This window comes from Stenotrophomonas sp., assembly GCF_032061965.1.
Lineage (GTDB): Bacteria > Pseudomonadota > Gammaproteobacteria > Xanthomonadales > Xanthomonadaceae > Stenotrophomonas.
In genome coordinates this window covers 171,009-187,363 of the sequence record NZ_DAMBEF010000001.1, presented here as the reverse complement: position 1 = coordinate 187,363, position 16,355 = coordinate 171,009, and the positions used below count along the sequence as shown (strand labels likewise).

The 16,355-nt window shown below is 64.2% G+C and carries 11 protein-coding genes; 4 read left to right on the top strand and 7 right to left on the bottom strand.

Annotated elements, in window-relative coordinates:
* Positions 1-10: 10 nt before the first annotated feature.
* The 6 genes from RT460_RS00715 to hutI all read right to left on the bottom strand — a co-directional run bounded on the left by RT460_RS00715 (position 11) and on the right by hutI (position 10,147).
* Positions 11-1,396 (bottom strand): ectonucleotide pyrophosphatase/phosphodiesterase, encoded by a 1,386-nt coding sequence (locus tag RT460_RS00715; protein WP_313316554.1) that lies wholly within the window; start codon positions 1,394-1,396, stop codon positions 11-13.
* A 66-nt stretch (positions 1,397-1,462) separates the two neighbouring features.
* Positions 1,463-4,453 (bottom strand): TonB-dependent receptor, encoded by a 2,991-nt coding sequence (locus RT460_RS00710; RefSeq protein WP_313316553.1) that lies wholly within the window; start codon positions 4,451-4,453, stop codon positions 1,463-1,465.
* 247 nt (positions 4,454-4,700) lie between these two features.
* The gene (hutU, locus tag RT460_RS00705; protein WP_313316552.1) at positions 4,701-6,368 is read right to left on the bottom strand and encodes a urocanate hydratase; all 1,668 of its coding nucleotides are present in this window, start codon (positions 6,366-6,368) and stop codon (positions 4,701-4,703) included.
* Positions 6,365-7,216 carry an N-formylglutamate deformylase gene (gene hutG / locus RT460_RS00700; RefSeq protein WP_313316551.1) on the bottom strand — a complete coding sequence of 284 codons (852 nt, stop codon included), beginning with the start codon at positions 7,214-7,216 and terminating at the stop codon, positions 6,365-6,367. Before hutG ends, hutU begins: the two co-directional genes overlap by 4 nt.
* Positions 7,217-7,370: 154 nt before the next feature.
* On the bottom strand, positions 7,371-8,918 hold the full coding sequence (hutH, locus tag RT460_RS00695; RefSeq protein ID WP_313316550.1) for a histidine ammonia-lyase: 1,548 nt from the start codon (positions 8,916-8,918) through the stop codon (positions 7,371-7,373).
* Between the two features lie 23 nt (positions 8,919-8,941).
* Complete coding sequence (hutI, locus tag RT460_RS00690) at positions 8,942-10,147, bottom strand: imidazolonepropionase (RefSeq protein ID WP_313316549.1); 1,206 nt, start codon at positions 10,145-10,147, stop codon at positions 8,942-8,944.
* A gap of 81 nt (positions 10,148-10,228) precedes the next feature.
* Between hutI and RT460_RS00685 the strand changes: the two genes are divergently transcribed.
* Positions 10,229-11,578: a formimidoylglutamate deiminase gene (locus RT460_RS00685; protein ID WP_313316666.1), complete on the top strand. Its 1,350-nt coding sequence runs from the start codon at positions 10,229-10,231 to the stop codon at positions 11,576-11,578.
* Positions 11,579-11,606: 28 nt separating this feature from the next.
* On the top strand, positions 11,607-12,335 hold the full coding sequence (gene hutC / locus RT460_RS00680; protein ID WP_313316548.1) for a histidine utilization repressor: 729 nt from the start codon (positions 11,607-11,609) through the stop codon (positions 12,333-12,335).
* A gap of 124 nt (positions 12,336-12,459) precedes the next feature.
* Here hutC and acnA read toward each other — a convergent pair whose 3' ends face one another.
* The gene (acnA, locus tag RT460_RS00675) at positions 12,460-15,225 is read right to left on the bottom strand and encodes an aconitate hydratase AcnA (RefSeq protein WP_313316547.1); all 2,766 of its coding nucleotides are present in this window, start codon (positions 15,223-15,225) and stop codon (positions 12,460-12,462) included.
* Between the two features lie 474 nt (positions 15,226-15,699).
* Between acnA and RT460_RS00670 the strand changes: the two genes are divergently transcribed.
* Together RT460_RS00670 and RT460_RS00665 are read left to right on the top strand one after the other, a co-directional pair.
* Positions 15,700-15,933, top strand: a complete 234-nt coding sequence (locus RT460_RS00670) for an AbrB/MazE/SpoVT family DNA-binding domain-containing protein (RefSeq protein ID WP_313316546.1) — start codon at positions 15,700-15,702, stop codon at positions 15,931-15,933.
* Complete coding sequence (locus tag RT460_RS00665; protein ID WP_057628412.1) at positions 15,930-16,328, top strand: type II toxin-antitoxin system VapC family toxin; 399 nt, start codon at positions 15,930-15,932, stop codon at positions 16,326-16,328. Before RT460_RS00670 ends, RT460_RS00665 begins: the two co-directional genes overlap by 4 nt.
* Positions 16,329-16,355: the final 27 nt, after the last annotated feature.

Genomic DNA, 16,355 nt, shown 5'->3' with positions numbered 1-16,355 from the left:
ATGCGCTGATTCAGTCGCGGATGGGCAGCATCGGCTGGGTTGCACCCGGGATCTGCAGATGCAATTCGTTTGCCAGGGTAGGGGCGATGCTGCGGATGTCGATCTTGCCCAGGTTCTTGCCGGCGCTGATGCCAGGGCCGATGACGAAGAACGCCGAGCTCATTTCCGGGTGGTGATTGAGATAGCCATGGGTGCCGGTGGTTTTTCCGTTGGATGTCAGCACATCGCCCTTCAAGCCTTGGCCCATGGCAAAACCCGAGCGGCAATCGACGACGAACGCGGCCTGCGGCAAGCCACCCGCAGCCAGTGCTTCAGCGCCGCTGAGTACGCTGTCGATGCCATTGGCCGAGTCAGCTGCCAGCGTGGCAAGGATCTGTTGCACCTTGGCCCGGGTTTCCGTGTCGTTGGAGTCCTTCAGGACCACGGACGAACTACCACCCGAGTTCCATGCGTAGGCCTTCCAGCTGGTTACCTTCGGCACGCTGTCCGTGCTTAGTTCGATCAGGCCCGCGGCGCTGAGCGCGGCATTGAGATTGAGCTGGGTGGTGACCGGCAGGAAGCCATGGTCCGACACGATGGCGATGGTTGCCTGCGGGTGGGCCTTGCGGGTGGCATCGATGATGCGGCCGACCATGGCGTCCACTTTCTCCAGGACCGGGATCGAGTCCTGGTTGAGCGGGCCATGTTCGTGCTGGGCACCGTCAAGCGCGACCAGGTGCACGGTCAGCAGTTGCGGCTTGCCGCGTTCGATCATGGCAATCGCCACGTTGGTGCTCTTTTCATCCAGCGCAAGACCGTCGCCGCTGGCGTGGTAGTGCTCGCCGGTGGCCTGGTTCACCGATTGCAGGAATCCACGCGGGCTGGATACCGCTTCCATCAGGTAGTGGTCATACGGGCGCTTGTTGCGCCAGTACTCGGGTACGTTGTAATCGATCGATGCCTGACCGACCGATACCGGCCACAGCACCGAAGCGGTGGTCATGCCCTGGGCCTTGGCCAGGTCCCACAACGTCGGGGCGGTGATCTGCGCGCCATACCAGTTCCATGCACCTTGTTCCTGGCCGGTAGGGTCGAACACCGTATTGGTGTAGATGCCATGCTGCTGGGGCAGGGCGCCGGTCACCAACGAGGTGTGGTTGGGGTAGGTGACGGTGGGGTTCACGTTGAGCACCTGGGTGGCGTAGGCACCTTGTTCCACCAGCCTGCCAAGTATCGGCAGGCGCACGCCGCGGCGATCAGCGTCCAGCACGTAGCTTGGGTGCAGGCCGTCGATGGAAATCATCAGAACGGCGGCGTCCTGCCTGCCGGGAACGGCGCACAAGCCGTTTGCGGCCACGCCGCCGAGCAGCAGTGCCATGCCGCAGGCACGCCTGTGTAGCGAAATTTTGAGGTTCATGCGGATTCTCTGTTTGGTGGCGATAGGTGTTGCCGAAGCAACGCCGGCCAAGGCCGGCGTCCTTGGTCAGAACGCGTAGGTCCAGGTCAGGTTGTAGGCGCGCCCCACCAGGTCATAGACCGAGCTGGCGGCGTAGATGCCCGGCTCGCCGAAGCCCATGTATGGCGGCTTCACATCGAACAGGTTGTTGACGCCCACGTTGATCGTGTGGCCATTGCCAAAGCTGTAGCGGGCCGACAAGTCGTGATAGGTGCGCGACGGCACGGTGTTATCGTCGTACTGTTCGTCGGAAGTCACGTTGACGTTGCCCAGGCCATGGCCCCAGTAACGGCTTTTCAGGGCGACGCCGAAATCGCCGATGTCATAAGTCGTGGTCAGGCTGGCACGGACGCGGGGGTTGGTATACGAGCCATCGCTGCGCACATCACCGGCGGCAATGCCCGGGGTGGTTTCGGTGACGTGTTCGATCAGATAGGTACCAGCGAACTGGAAGCCGAGGCGGCCAGGGCCGAGGTCCACTGCGTAACGCGCGGACACATCGATACCCTTCGCATACAGCCGCGAAACGTTCTGCTGTTGCGCATTGACCCATAGCGCGGCACCGGCCGGCATGATCACGCCATGTTCTGCGGTCGGTTGATCGGGCGTCTGGTTGCGGCCGATGGCGGCGCAGTACGGATTGTCGATGCTGGGCAGATCGACGCACAGGTTCATGATCGTGGTGTAGCTGAGCTGGGTGATCACATCGGCGATTTCGATGTTCCAGTAGTCCACGGTCAGGTCGAAGTTCTTCAGGAACGATGGCTGCCAGACAAAGCCCAGGGTCACGCTGTCCGAGGTTTCCGGCTTCAGCGCGGTATTGCCACCGGTGGTGATCCACGGGCCGATCTTGGGATCGACGATGGGTGCCGGTACGCCGAGTGCCTTGCAGTTATCGGCCCGGGTCTGCGATGCGTAATACGCACCCACCATGCAGGGATCGGAGATCGAACCTGCGGTCTTGCTGGTATAGGTGGGCTCGTAGAGTTCGCCGAAGTTCGGCGTGCGCACGCTACGGGAACGCACACCGCGCAATGCCAGGCCTTCGATGGGCTCCCAGATCAGCCCGCTCTTCCACGCATTGGTGCCGCCTACGGTGCTGTAGTCCGAATAACGGTAGGCGAGCTCCAGGTCCAGGCGCTTGGCGGCTGGAGCGTCGGCGAAGATGGGTACCAGCAGCTCGCCGAATACCTCTTTCACGTCGGTGGACACATCCAGCTCCGAGCGCGCGCCGGGGCCACCGCCGTAAACCAGCTCGCCGGAGATCGCCATCGGGTCATCGGTGTTCTTGAGCGTGTCCTTGCGGTACTCCACGCCCAGCGCGAAGCGCATGTCGCCGGCGGGCAGCTGCCATGCCGAGCCGTTGATCTCTGCACCCGCGAGTTGCTGGGTGGTCGTGCGGTACTCGTCGCGGTCGCTCATCACGTAGTCAAGCAATGCCTGGCTCGGGGCATCGGTGCTGAAAATGTTGAGCGGCAGGCAACCATTGGCACGCGCGACCGGGTCGCGGCAAACCGCCTGGCCATCGACTTCGATGACGTCGCGGGCGGCCAGCCAATGTGATTTCCACGGCACATTGCCGTCGACGGCGTGGTCCTTGACCTTGCCGTATTGGGCGAATGCATTCCAGCTGATGTAATCGCTGATGTCGCCGGCAACCTCCGCGCCGAAGGTGAAGCTCTTGCGGTGATGATCTTCGGTACGCACCGGGAAGTTGCCGTAGGTACGGTCAATGCTGAGTGATGTCAGCCCTTTGTCCAGCATCACCTGGCGGATCGAGGTGGGCAGGTAAGGATTGTCCAGATAGGCTTTGGCCCCGCCTGCACCATTGAAGAAGGTGGTGCGTGTATCGTCGCGCCACGGGTAGTAGTCGCCCGAATAATCGGTCTTGGCGTAGCTGAAGTACGCCGCGCCACGCAGCGTGTCGGTGAAGTCAAAATCCACCCGGCCCATGGCCGACAGGGATTCGTCGCCGCCGCGGAACTGGTAGTGGTCGGTGAGGTTGCGGCCGTCGCCGCCATCGCCGGTGGCGAACTGCGCGATGCCATTACCGTAGTAGGTATCGTGCTTCATTTCGCGAACGCTGCCATCTGCCTGCAGCATGTAACGCTTCTTCTCGTCGCCCAGCCAGAAGTTGGGTTCGTAGGCGTAATAGTGCTGGCGGTAGTGGTACAGCGTGACGTTGTCCGGGATACCGTCATTGGTGCCGGTATTGGCGGGATTGGCGAGGTTGAAGGGTTGCTCGGTCCAGTCATAGCGGTCGTACATGTACAACGGGTCGACTTTCGAATAGGTACCGCCCAGCGACACGCGTCCACGGCCATCGGCGAACTTGAAGCCGGTGGCGATCGAGGCACTCATCTGCCCCGCGTCGCCCTGTTCCGACTGACCGCCGGTAACCGATACGGTGGTTTGCTCGATGTCCTTCTTGGTGATGATGTTGACCGCGCCGGTTACTGCATCGGCGCCATATACGGCGGCAGCGCCACCGGTGACGATGTCGACGCGTTCGATCATGCCCAAGGGGATGGAGCCGATGTCCACGGCCGAGGAGCGCGCTGAACTTGAGACCCGGCGCTTGCCATCGATCAGGGTCAAGGAGCGATTGGTGCCAAGGTTGCGCAGGTTGATGAAGGACGCACCCGCATCCAAACCGGTCACGCTGCTGGCCAGGCTGTTGCCGACGCCAATGGCCGGGTTCTGCGACAGTACGTCGTACAGGTTGGTCTGGCCGAATCGCATCACTTCCTGCATGTCGATGACGCTGACCGGCATGGGGTTGACCAGGTCCGGGCGGGCCACACGGGAGCCGGTGACCACGACAGAATCAAGTGTTGCCGCATCGCGGGAGCCTGCATCAGCGGTGGCGCTGGCCGAAGTGGTGTCGGCCGATGGACTGACATCGGTGCCGCTGGCACCGGGATCCGGGTTTGCTGCAGAGGAGCTTTCCGCGAAGGCGGGCGCGACAAGACCAACTGCCATCGCCAAGGCGATGGCATGCGACAAAGGATGCTTCATGGGATGCGCCGAATAGGGGTGGGAATCGAACGCCACGTAACCTAGTCAGCAAGAATGTCAATTTTGTTGCCAATTGAAATGTTCAGACAAATGGCATGCAAATTCCCGCAAACTTGAGGCCCACGTCGCAGATTCCGTCATTTCGGATCGGCGTGGCGTGGGCTTTGCGCGCGGAAAGCAGGAATTTCCGCCTGTCGCATTTCTGCAACCCCGGTAGCTCGGTGGCTACCGGGGCGGGTGGGGTTGCTCAGCCCAGGATGCCAGGCAGGTCCAGTCCCTGTTCGCGAGCGCAGTCCCGCGCGATGTCATAGCCGGCATCGGCGTGGCGCATCACGCCGGTACCGGGGTCGTTCCAAAGCACGCGGGCAATGCGCTGGTCCGCGGCCTCGCTGCCATCACAGACGATGACGACGCCCGAGTGCTGCGAGTAGCCCATGCCCACGCCGCCACCGTGGTGCAGGCTGACCCAGGTGGCGCCACCGGCAACGTTGAGCATGGCGTTGAGCAGCGGCCAATCGGAGACGGCGTCTGATCCGTCCTGCATGGCCTCGGTCTCGCGGTTGGGCGAGGCCACGCTGCCGCTGTCCAGGTGATCGCGACCGATCACTACCGGCGCACTCAACTCGCCATTGCGCACCATTTCGTTGAAGGCCAAGCCGAGCTTATGACGCAAGCCAAGGCCGACCCAGCAGATACGCGCAGGCAGGCCCTGGAAGCTGATGCGTTCGCGGGCCATGTCCAGCCAGCGATGCAGGTGCGGGTCATCGGCGATGATTTCCTTGACCTTGGCATCGGTCTTGTAGATGTCCTCGGGGTCGCCGCTCAGCGCCACCCAGCGGAAGGGACCGACGCCGCGACAGAACAAGGGGCGCACGTAGGCGGGGACGAAACCGGGGAAATCGAAGGCGTTTTTCAAGCCTTCATCGAAGGCCATCTGGCGGATGTTGTTGCCGTAGTCGACGGTCGGAACACGGGCGGCGTGGAAGGCGAGCATGGCCTCGACGTGCACACGCATGGCGGCCTTTGCAGCATCGCGTACCTTTTCAGGGTTGGTCTGTTGCTCGGCCAGCCACTGCTCGACGCTCCAGCCGATCGGCAGGTAGCCGTGCACCGGATCATGCGCGCTGGTCTGGTCGGTGACGCAATCCGGTCGCACACCGCGGCGCACGAGTTCCGGCAGGATCTCGGCGGCGTTGCCCAACAAGGCAATCGACTTGGCTTCACCGGTGGCGGTGTACGTGGCGATGCGGGCGAGCGCGTCGTCGATGTCGCTGGCCTGTTCGTCCACGTAGCGGGTGCGCAGGCGGAAGTCGATGCTGCTCTGGCGGCATTCGATGGTCAGGCTGCTGGCGCCTGCGAGTGATGCGGCCAGCGGCTGTGCCCCGCCCATGCCGCCGAGGCCGGCAGTGAGGATCCATCGGCCCTTCAGGCTGCCGCCGTAATGCTGGCGCCCCATCTCGACGAACGTTTCGTAGGTGCCCTGCACGATGCCCTGGCTGCCGATGTAGATCCAGCTGCCGGCGGTCATCTGCCCGTACATCATCAAGCCCTTCTTATCGAGCTCGTTGAAGTGCTCCCAGTTGGCCCAGTGCGGCACCAGGTTGGAGTTGGCGATCAGCACGCGGGGCGCATCGGGGTGCGTCGGGAATACGCCTACCGGCTTGCCGGATTGGACCAGCAGGGTCTGGTTGTCCTCAAGCCGCTTGAGGGTTTCAAGAATCTTGTCGTAACTCTCCCAGTCGCGTGCCGCGCGGCCGATGCCACCGTAGACCACCAGCGAGGTGGGGTCTTCGGCTACTTCAGCATCCAGATTGTTCTGCAGCATGCGGAACGGTGCTTCGGTCTGCCAGGATTTGCAGTTGAGCGTGTTGCCGCGGGGGGCGCGTGGGTTGCGGGTGGGGTCGTGACGGGTCATGCGTTTCTCCGGGTAGCAAACTCCAGACAAGCGCCGAGCACTTGCTGCAGGGTGGTGCGGACGGGGGTGGCGTGGTCGGGGTCGTAAGGCGTGGGCCAGCTGTGTTCGTCGACGTCTTCGGGGGCGGGTTCATGCATGTAGCCCCGACAGCCGAGTTCCATCTGCAGCGTGTGCACGCCGTTGGCGGTGTTGCTGTAGTGGCGGGTGATCCAGCCACCCTTGAAACGACCGTTGCGGACGTGGCCCAGTCCGCTCAACGCGCACAGGTTTTCAACCTCGTCGGTGAGGGCATTGTCGCAGGAGGTGTCGGGTGCGCCACTGGGACCAGCGCTGCCGATGTTGAACTGGGGCAGCTCGCCTTCGAAAAGATGCGGGATCACAGAGCGGATCGAATGTGCGTCGTAGACCACGATGGTTTCGTGGATGCTGCGCAGGCGCTCGATCTCGCCGGTGAGGGCGGTGTGGTAAGGATCAAACCAGGTTTCGCGGCGATGGGCGATTTCTGCTTCGTCTGGCTCATGCCCTGCGCGGTACAGGGGTTGATTGTCGAACGTGGTCAGCGGGCACAGGCCGGTGGTGTTCTGCCCCGGGTAGAGCGACGCACCGGAAGGGTCGCGGTTGACGTCGATCAACGAGCGCGAGATCGCAGTGCGCACGGTTGTGGCGCCGATGTTCTTGGCGAACGCGTAGAGTTCATGGACCCACCAATCGGCATCACGGCGGGCGAGCCAAGGCGAGACGAAATGGCCGACGCGTGAAGCGGGGAGCTCGGTGCCGGTGTGGGGAAAGCTGACGATCAGCGGCGCCTGGCCACGGTGGATCTGCAGCCAATCAGGTGATGTGGTCATGGCGGGGGCCTGGGGCTGGATGGGGTGGAGGGTTTGCGGCTTGTGGTGGGGCCTGCCCGGTCCGACAGGCTGGGGCAGTGTTCGCTGTCGCCTCTCCCGCAAGCGGGAGAAGGGACAGGTTCGCGGCTTGCAGCCAATTCCGCATGGGTCTGGATCAGCCCTGATCCACTACATCAACGCCCGGCAGCTGCATTGCCAGGCCGGCCGTCAAGGCACCAGCGCGCACCAATGCGGTGGCGGCAACCATGTCCGGGTGAAAGTAGCGGTCATCCTGCAGGGTTGGCACCTGCGCGCGCAGCGTGGCGCGCACCTGCTCCAATGCCGTGCTCGAACGCAAGGGCGCATGGAAGTCACACCCCTGCGCCGCGGCCAGCAGTTCGATGCCGACAACGTTGGCCGCGTTCTCGGCCATCGCCAGCAAGCGACGCGCGCCATGCGCGGCCATGGAGACGTGGTCTTCCTGATTGGCCGAGGTGGGGATGGAATCCACGCTCGCCGGATAGGCGCGTTGCTTGTTCTCGGATACCAGTGCCGCAGCGGTCACCTGCGGAATCATGAAGCCAGAGTTCAAGCCCGGCTTGGGTGTAAGGAACGCGGGCAGCCCCGACAATGCCGGGTCCACCAGCATTGCGGTGCGACGCTCGCTGATGGAACCAATTTCGCAGACCGCCATGGCCAGCATGTCGGCGGCAAATGCCACCGGTTCGGCATGGAAGTTGCCACCGCTCAGCGCTTCACCAGTATCGGTGAACACCAAGGGATTGTCGGACACGCCGTTGGCTTCGATCTCAAGCGTGGTGGCGGCCTGGCGGATGACGTCCAAGGCCGCGCCCATCACCTGCGGCTGGCAGCGCAGGCAATACGGATCCTGCACGCGGACATCATTGTCGCGGTGCGATTCGCGGATGGCTGAGCCCTGCATCAGTTCGCGCAGAACGGCTGCGGTGGCTATCTGCCCCCGCTGGCCGCGGATACTGTGGATGCGCGGGTCGAATGGGGTATCCGAGCCCTTGGCTGCTTCCACCGACAAGGCACCGGTAACCAACGCAGCGTGGAATACGGTTTCAATCTCAAAAAGACCAGCCAGCGCGTACGCGGTCGAGTACTGGGTGCCATTGAGCAGCGCCAGTCCTTCCTTGGCGCCCAGTACCAGCGGCTGCAGTCCGGCCTGCTGCAGGGCCGTGGCGGCAGGCATGCGCAGGCCGCCAACAAAGGCCTCGCCTACGCCGATCATCACGCTGGCCAGGTGCGAAAGCGGTGCCAGGTCGCCGGATGCACCGACCGAACCCTGGCAGGGCACGACGGGCACGATTCCCTTCTGCAACATTGCTTCAAGCAAGCCCAGCGTCTCAGGGCGGATGCCCGATGCGCCCTGGGCCAGGCTGGTCAGCTTCAACGCCATCATCAGCCGCACCACATTGGCAGGCATCGGCTCGCCGACGCCTGCTGCATGCGACAGCACGATATTGCGCTGGAGGGTTTCCAGGTCTTCGCGCTCGATGCGTACGCTGGCCAGCTTGCCGAAACCGGTGTTGATGCCATACACCGGTTCGCCCTTGGCAACGATGGCCTCAACCACCTGCGCGCTACGCAGGACCGCAGCCTGCGCCGAGGGGTCCAGGCGTACATCGGCGCCGCGGTAGATCTCACGCCATTGTGCCAACGGTACGTGGCCGGGGAGGAGGGTCAGGGTGCTGCTCATGTGTGCTCCAGTGATGCGTTGTTTCAGGCAGGTTGGCCGCGCCAGACGCGGGTATGCAGGGGGTTGAATCCGATGCGGTAAACAAGGTCGGCTGGTGCTTCTATGTCCCAGATCGCCAGGTCGCAGTCCTTGCCGATGCTGAGGGTGCCCAACCGTTCGCCGCGGCCCAGTGCGCGCGCCGCTTCGCGGGTGAAGCCGGCGATGCACTCGGCCACGGTCAAGCGGAACAGGGTGGCACCCATGTTCATCGTCAACAGCGGGCTGGTCAGCGGCGAGGTGCCAGGGTTGCAGTCGGTAGCCAAGGCAATCGGCACGCGCGCATCACGCAGCTGCTGGATCGGCGGTAGCTGGGTTTCGCGGGTGAAGTAGTAAGCGCCCGGCAGCAGTACGGCGACCGTGCCGGCGCGCTGCATGGCGGCCACGCCCGCGCTGTCGAGGAACTCGATGTGGTCGGCCGACAGCGCGCCATGCTCGGCAGCCAGTTGCGCGCCATGCTGGTTGGACAACTGTTCGGCGTGGATCTTTATCGCCAGCCCATGCCTGCGCGCGGCCTCGAATACCTGCTGCGCCTGGGCTGGGCTGAAAGCGATGTTCTCGCAGAAGATGTCCACCGCTTCTGCCAGGCCCTCGGCAGCGATGGCGGGGATCATCGCCGCACACACTTCGTTGATGTAGGCCTGCGCTTCATGGCCGGGCGGCACGGCGTGCGCGCCAAGGAACGTGGGCACCACTTCAACCTTGCGCAGCGTGGCCAGCTGCCGGGCAACCCGCAGCTGCTTGCGTTCGTCGGCCAAGCTGAGGCCGTAGCCGGACTTGATCTCGATGGTGGTGATGCCTTCGGCCAGCATCGCGTCCAGGCGCGGCAGGCTGGCCTTGGTCAATGCCTCGTCGTCGGCGCCGCGGGTGGCTTTCACCGTGGAGACGATGCCGCCACCGGCGCGGGCGATCTCGGCGTAGCTCACGCCCTGTAGGCGTTGTTCGAACTCGCCGGCACGGTTGCCGGCGTAGACCAGGTGCGTGTGGCAGTCGATCAAGCCCGGACTGATCCAGCGTCCAGCGCAGTCGATGCGGTTGATGGCATCAAGGGAGGGCGCGTCGGCCGCGCTGCCGACGTGCACGATGCGGCCTTCGTGGGCGGCGATAACGCCGTCACGGATGATGCCCAGACCGCCGGAAGGGTCCTCCAGGGTGATCAGGTTGGCGTTGTGCCAGAGCGTGTCGCAGCGCATTGCCCCTCTCCGTGCTTATTTGTATATACAATAACGAGGAGAATCGGAGAGTGTCCAGTGACTGCCAGCCAGCCGACCCCAATCCTCAGCGTCCACGCTGCCCATGCCTTGCTGCCGCAGGGCTGGGCCCGCGATGTGCGCATCGATATCCAGGCGGGGCGGATCACCGCCGTGGCCGCTGAACAGCCCTGGGACGGCCAGGTACAGCGCCTGGGCTGCGTGGTGGCCGGGCTCGGAAATCTGCACAGCCACGCGTTCCAGCGGGCGATGGCCGGTCTGACCGAGGTTGGGGGCCGCTCCGGCGACAGTTTCTGGAGCTGGCGCGAGCTGATGTACCGGTTCCTGGATCGGCTGGACCCGGACACCTTCCAGGCCATCGCTGCCCAGGCCTATATGGAAATGCTGGAAAGCGGGTTTACCCGTGTCGGTGAGTTCCACTACCTGCACCATGCCGAAGATGGCAGCCGCTACGCCAATCCCGCCGAAATGGCGGTGCGTGTAGCCGCGGCTGCTGACGAGACCGGGTTGGGCCTGACCTTGCTGCCGGTGTTCTATGCGCACAGTGATTTTGGCGGGGCCGCGCCTGTGCCGGCACAGCGACGCTTCCTGCATGACGTGGAAGGTTTCGCCGGGCTGCTGGATGGCTGCCGGCAGGCGCTGCGGGCCAGCCCGGACGCGGTGCTCGGTGTGGCACCGCACAGCTTGCGCGCGACCACCCCGCAGGAACTGCAGGCCTTGGTGGAGATGGCACCGGGGCCGATCCACATCCATATCGCCGAGCAGACCCGCGAAGTGGATGCCTGCGTGGCCTGGAGCGGGCAACGGCCCGTCCAATGGCTGTATGCCAACGCAGACGTGGATGCGCGGTGGTGCCTGGTGCATGCGACGCATGTCGATCCGCGGGAAGTGCAGCTGATGGCTGACAGCGGTGCGGTAGTCGGGCTTTGCCCGATCACCGAGGCCAATCTGGGCGACGGGGTGTTCCCGATGCGCGACTTCGTGCAGGCCGGCGGGCGCTTTGGCGTGGGCTCGGATTCCAACGTTCTCATCGACGCGGCCGAGGAACTGCGCCTGCTCGAATACGGCCAGCGGCTGCAGCTGCGCGGCCGCAACGTGCTCTCGCCGGGGCCCGAATCCAGCGGACGCTGGTTGTACGAACAGGCCACCAACGGCGCAGCACAGGCATTGGGTGTGCAGGCCGGGCTTGGCGTCGGCGCGCCTGCGGATCTGCTGGAGCTGGACGAGCAACACCCGGCAATGCAGCATCGCACTGGCGACGCCTTGCTTGACAGTTGGCTGTTTGCCGCACGTAATGGCGCCCTCCGCGGCGTTTGGCGCAATGGCCGGCAGCTGGTTCGCGATGGCCGCCACGTCAACCGCGAGGCAATCGCCGCACGCTACCAGGCTGCGCTGGGCCGGATACTGGCCTGACGCGCCGCAGCCCTTTCAGGAACCCCGAGTGAAGAGCAAGAAAGCTCCCACCCTCAATCACCGCATCCGCAGCGAGATCGAAAGCCGCATCCTCAGTGGCGAATGGGAGCCCGGCTTCCGCATTCCGTTTGAGCACGAGTTGATGGAGCAATACCACTGCTCACGGATGACGGTGAACAAGGTGCTGACCACGCTGGCCGAGAGCGGGATGATCGAGCGCCGTCGTCGCGCCGGTTCGTTCGTGGCACGGCAGCCGCCACACCTGGAACAGGTGGCGTTGGAAATTCCGGATATCGAGGTCGCAGTCAGCGAACGTGGCCATGCCTATGCGTTCGCGCTGCTGGAACGTGCCCATCGCAAGCCCAAGCCCGGGGTTGCCGAGGAAGCTGATCTGGTAGGGGAGGGCAAGCTGCTTGCGATGCGTTGCCTGCACATGGCCGACGGCAAGCCGCTGGCGCTGGAGCGCCGCTTGATCAATCCCGAGGCGGTGCCGGAAACACTGGAGGTGGATTTTTCCACCCATGCCCCAGGTAGCTGGTTGTTGCAGAACGTGTCGTGGACGCGTGGGCAGCACCGGATCAGCGCCGTCGCGGCCAGCGCGGAAGATGCCAAGTTGTTGCAGGTGCCGGCCGGTACTGCCTGCCTGGTGATCGACCGCCAGACCTGGCGCGGTGAACTCCCCATCACCTGGGTTCGGCAGATGTTCCTGGGCGATGCTTACGACCTGATCGCGCGTTTCACCCCTGGCGCCCGCTGACCCCTCGTCAGCAGCCTGATACGCCGCGAAGCTGGCGCATTGTCCGTTCGTGGCGCTGGAGATTGCCGGCTTCCCGGCTTGCGCCGCCCGCAAAAAAAAACGCCCCTTTCGGGGCGTTTTTTGGTCAGGCTGCCTTCTTTGAAGCAAGTTGGCGAAGTACATACTGCAACAAGCCACCATTGCGGAAGTACTCCACTTCCTTCGGCGTCAGCAGCAGCACCTTGGCGGTGAAGCTCTTCTTGCTGCCGTCTGCCTTGGTGGCGGTGACGGTAGCGCTCTTGGCCTTGCCGTCATCAAGACCGGTAATGTCGAAGACTTCCGAGCCGTCCAGGCCCAAGGTCTGGGCGTTCTCGCCGTCATGGAACTGCAGCGGCAGTACGCCCATGCCGACCAGGTTGGAGCGGTGGATACGCTCGAAGCTCTCGGCGATCACCGCCTTGACGCCCAGCAGGTTGGTGCCCTTGGCCGCCCAGTCGCGGGAGGAGCCGGTGCCGTATTCCTTGCCGGCCAGCACCACCAGCGGCACGCCGTCGGCCTTGTACTTCATCGCTGCGTCGTAGATGGCCAGCTTCTCGCCGGTGTTGCTGCCCGGGGCGTAATACAGCGTATTGCCGCCTTCTTCGCCGCCGAACATCAGGTTCTTGATGCGGATGTTGGCGAAGGTGCCGCGCACCATTACATCATCGTTGCCGCGACGGCTGCCGTAGCTGTTGAAGTCGGCCGGCTGCACGCCGCGCGACTGCAGGAAGCGGCCTGCCGGCGAATCCTTCTTGATGTTGCCGGCCGGGGAAATATGGTCGGTGGTGATCGAGTCACCAAACAGGCCCATTACCCGTGCGCCGTGGATGTCGCTGATGCTGCCGACCTGCATGGTCATGCCGTCGAAGTAGGGCGGGTTCTTGATGTAGGTCGAGTCGCCATTCCAGGCATAGGCCTGGCCTTCCGGCGATTCGATCTGCGCCCAGCGGGTGTCGCCCTTGAACACGTCGGCGTAGTTCTGCTTGAACATCTCCGGGCCGACGGTGGCGGCGATGGTGTCGCCGATTTCCTTGTTGCTCGGCCAGATGTCGCGCAGGTAGACGTCCTTGCCGTCGCTGCCCTTGCCCAGCGGCTGCGTGGTGAGGTCGATATTGACCGTGCCGGCAATGGCGTAGGCCACCACCAGCGGCGGCGAGGCCAGGTAGTTGGCCTTCACTTCCGGATGCACGCGGCCTTCAAAGTTGCGGTTGCCGGACAGCACCGACGCCACTACCAGTTCGTTCTCGGCAATACCGGCGGACACGGCTTCCGGCAGCGGGCCGGAGTTGCCGATGCAGGTGGTGCAGCCATAGCCCACCACGAAAAAGCCCAGCTTCTCCAGGTCGGTCAGCACGCCGGCCTTTTCCAGATAGTCGGTCACCACGCGCGAACCCGGGCCGAGCGAGGTCTTCACCCACGGCTTGGCCTTCAGGCCAATGCGTGCCGCGTTGCGCGCCAGCAGGCCGGCACCCAGCATCACCGCCGGGTTGGAGGTGTTGGTGCATGAGGTGATCGCCGCGATCACCACCGAGCCATCAGACAACTCGGTGTCCTCATCATTGATGCGGATCTTGGAGATGGGCTTGGCCGCCAGGCGTTTGGCTTGCGGCTGGTCGCCGCCTTCTTCATCGAACTCCTGCACCGCACAGCCCACCTTGGGCTTGCGGTTGGCGGTGAGGGTGGTCAGGGCTTCGGCGAAGTTGCTGTGTACGTCTTCCAGCAGCACGCGGTCCTGCGGGCGCTTGGGGCCGGCCATGGACGGCTTGACGTCACCCATGTCCAGTTCCAGCGTGGCGCTGTACTGCGCATGTGCGCTGTTGGCGTCGTGCCACAGGCCCTGGGCCTTGGCATAGGCTTCGACCAGGGCAATCTGCGCATCGCTGCGGCCGGACAGGCGCAGGTAGGTCAGCGACTCGGCATCGATCGGGAAGATGCCGCAGGTGGCGCCGTATTCCGGGGCCATGTTGGCGATGGTGGCACGGTCGGCCAGCGGCAGGTGCTGCAGGCCGTCGCCGTAGAACTCGACGAACTTGCCGACCACACCGAGCTTGCGCAGCATCTGGGTGACGGTCAGCACCAGGTCGGTGGCGGTGGTGCCCTCGGGCAACTTGCCGGTCAGCTTGAAGCCGACCACCTGCGGGATCAGCATCGACGAGGGTTGGCCCAGCATCGCGGCCTCGGCCTCGATACCACCCACGCCCCAGCCCAGCACGCCGATGCCGTTGATCATGGTGGTGTGCGAGTCGGTACCGAACACGGTGTCCGGGAAGGCCCAGTTGGTGCCGTCGATCTGCCGCTCCATCACCACGCGGGCGAGGTTTTCCAGGTTCACCTGGTGGACGATGCCGGTGTTCGGCGGCACTACCTTGAAGTTCTCAAAGGCCTTCTGGCCCCAGCGCAGGAAGCTGTAACGCTCGCGGTTACGCTCGAACTCGATCTTGCCGTTGAGGTCCAATGCATCCGGGCGGCCGAACACGTCCACCTGCACGGAGTGGTCGATCACCAGCTCGGAGGGGATCAGCGGGTTGATCTGCGCGGCATTGCCGCCCAGCTTGGTCACCGCATCGCGCATTGCGGCCAAGTCGACCACGCAGGGCACGCCGGTGAAATCCTGCAGCACCACGCGCGCCGGCATGAAGGCGATTTCGGTATCGGGTTCTGCCTTGGGGTTCCAGCGGGCGACCGCTTCGATGTGATCCGGACCAACGGTCTGGCCGCCGTCCTCGTGCCGGAGCAGGTTCTCCAGCAGGATCTTCATCGAGTAGGGAAGGTGGGAGATGTCGAACTTCTGGCCGAGCTTGGGAAGGCTGCAGTACGTGTACTGCTGGCCGCCAACCTCCAGTTGGCTACGGGTGGAGAATGTATCGCTCATACAGCTGACTCCTCTTAGTGCAGATGGCTTGCGGCGGCGCCAGGGGCGCCGCGCGGGCTTTCCAGAGCCATGGGCCCTGTCAGTGAATGCCATCCGAGTATGGACGAAGCACCCACCTTCCGGCGCATGGTTGCTGGCCACAGTTTAGGCAACGGCATGTTGCGCCCATGTACATGCGGAGGTGTTGACGAAGGGCAGGGGTATGGGCGCAAGCGGAGGTGCCAAGAGGCGCTCCGCGGAGGCTTCAACTGTAGTGCCGAGCCATGCTCGGCAGAGGCTTTACCGGTACGGACCCTGCCGAGCATGGCTCGGCACTACAGGTGAGGGTTTGCTGGTAATGCCCTTGCCGAGCATGGCTCGGCACTACGGGCGGGGTTTGCCGGGGCGGCAGGATCGGATCGGCCAGCAACGGCGGCGGTTTGGGGTATGCCTGCGGAAGTATGTATAATTCGTACATACTTCATTGGAGGTCCCATGGAAGCCACCGTAGCTGAACGCGGGCAGATCACCCTGCCCAAGGCCGTACGTGATGCCCTGGGCCTGACCAAGGGCACCCAGCTCAAGGTCGAGCTGGACGGTAGCCGCATCATCCTGCGCAAGAGTGTGGACGATGCCATTTCCCGTGCCCGCGGCAAGTTCGCGCTGGACGGTTTCGAGTCGGCCGAGCAGGCCGTGCGCACCGTCCGTGACGAGGCCGACGAGGCATGATCGCCGTCGACTCCCCGGTCCTGATCGAGCTGCTCAGCGATGGCCCCCGTGCCGACGCGGTGGAGGCCTGCCTGCGGCAGGCCCTGGTCGGCGGCCGGGTGGTCATCTGCGGTACCACCCTGGCCGAGATCTGCGCCTCGCTGCGCGGCGGGGCTCAGGTGCAGGAAGCGCTGGAAGAAATGGGCGTCCATTTCAATCCGCTGGAGGCCAAATCCGCGTTGCGTGCCGGCGAGATGCACCGCCGCCACCGGCAACGCAGCGGCGATACCCGCCGCATCGACGATTTCATGGTGGGCGCCCACGCACTGCTTCAGTGCGACGGCCTGATCACCTGGAACGATACGTTTTATCGCGATTACTTCAAGGGCTTGAAGCTGATCGTGCCGCAAGCCTGAGCCCATCCATTCTTTAACCGTTACACC

Coding starts and splice junctions, on each gene's coding strand:
- hutU (WP_313316552.1), bottom strand. CDS start 6,368: ATGACCCGTCACGACCCCACCCGCAACCCACGCGCCCCCCGCGGCAAC.
- RT460_RS00665 (WP_057628412.1), top strand. CDS start 15,930: ATGATCGCCGTCGACTCCCCGGTCCTGATCGAGCTGCTCAGCGATGGC.
- RT460_RS00710 (WP_313316553.1), bottom strand. CDS start 4,453: ATGAAGCATCCTTTGTCGCATGCCATCGCCTTGGCGATGGCAGTTGGT.
- acnA (WP_313316547.1), bottom strand. CDS start 15,225: ATGAGCGATACATTCTCCACCCGTAGCCAACTGGAGGTTGGCGGCCAG.
- hutI (WP_313316549.1), bottom strand. CDS start 10,147: ATGCGCTGCGACACGCTCTGGCACAACGCCAACCTGATCACCCTGGAG.
- RT460_RS00670 (WP_313316546.1), top strand. CDS start 15,700: ATGGAAGCCACCGTAGCTGAACGCGGGCAGATCACCCTGCCCAAGGCC.
- RT460_RS00715 (WP_313316554.1), bottom strand. CDS start 1,396: ATGAACCTCAAAATTTCGCTACACAGGCGTGCCTGCGGCATGGCACTG.
- hutG (WP_313316551.1), bottom strand. CDS start 7,216: ATGACCACATCACCTGATTGGCTGCAGATCCACCGTGGCCAGGCGCCG.
- hutH (WP_313316550.1), bottom strand. CDS start 8,918: ATGAGCAGCACCCTGACCCTCCTCCCCGGCCACGTACCGTTGGCACAA.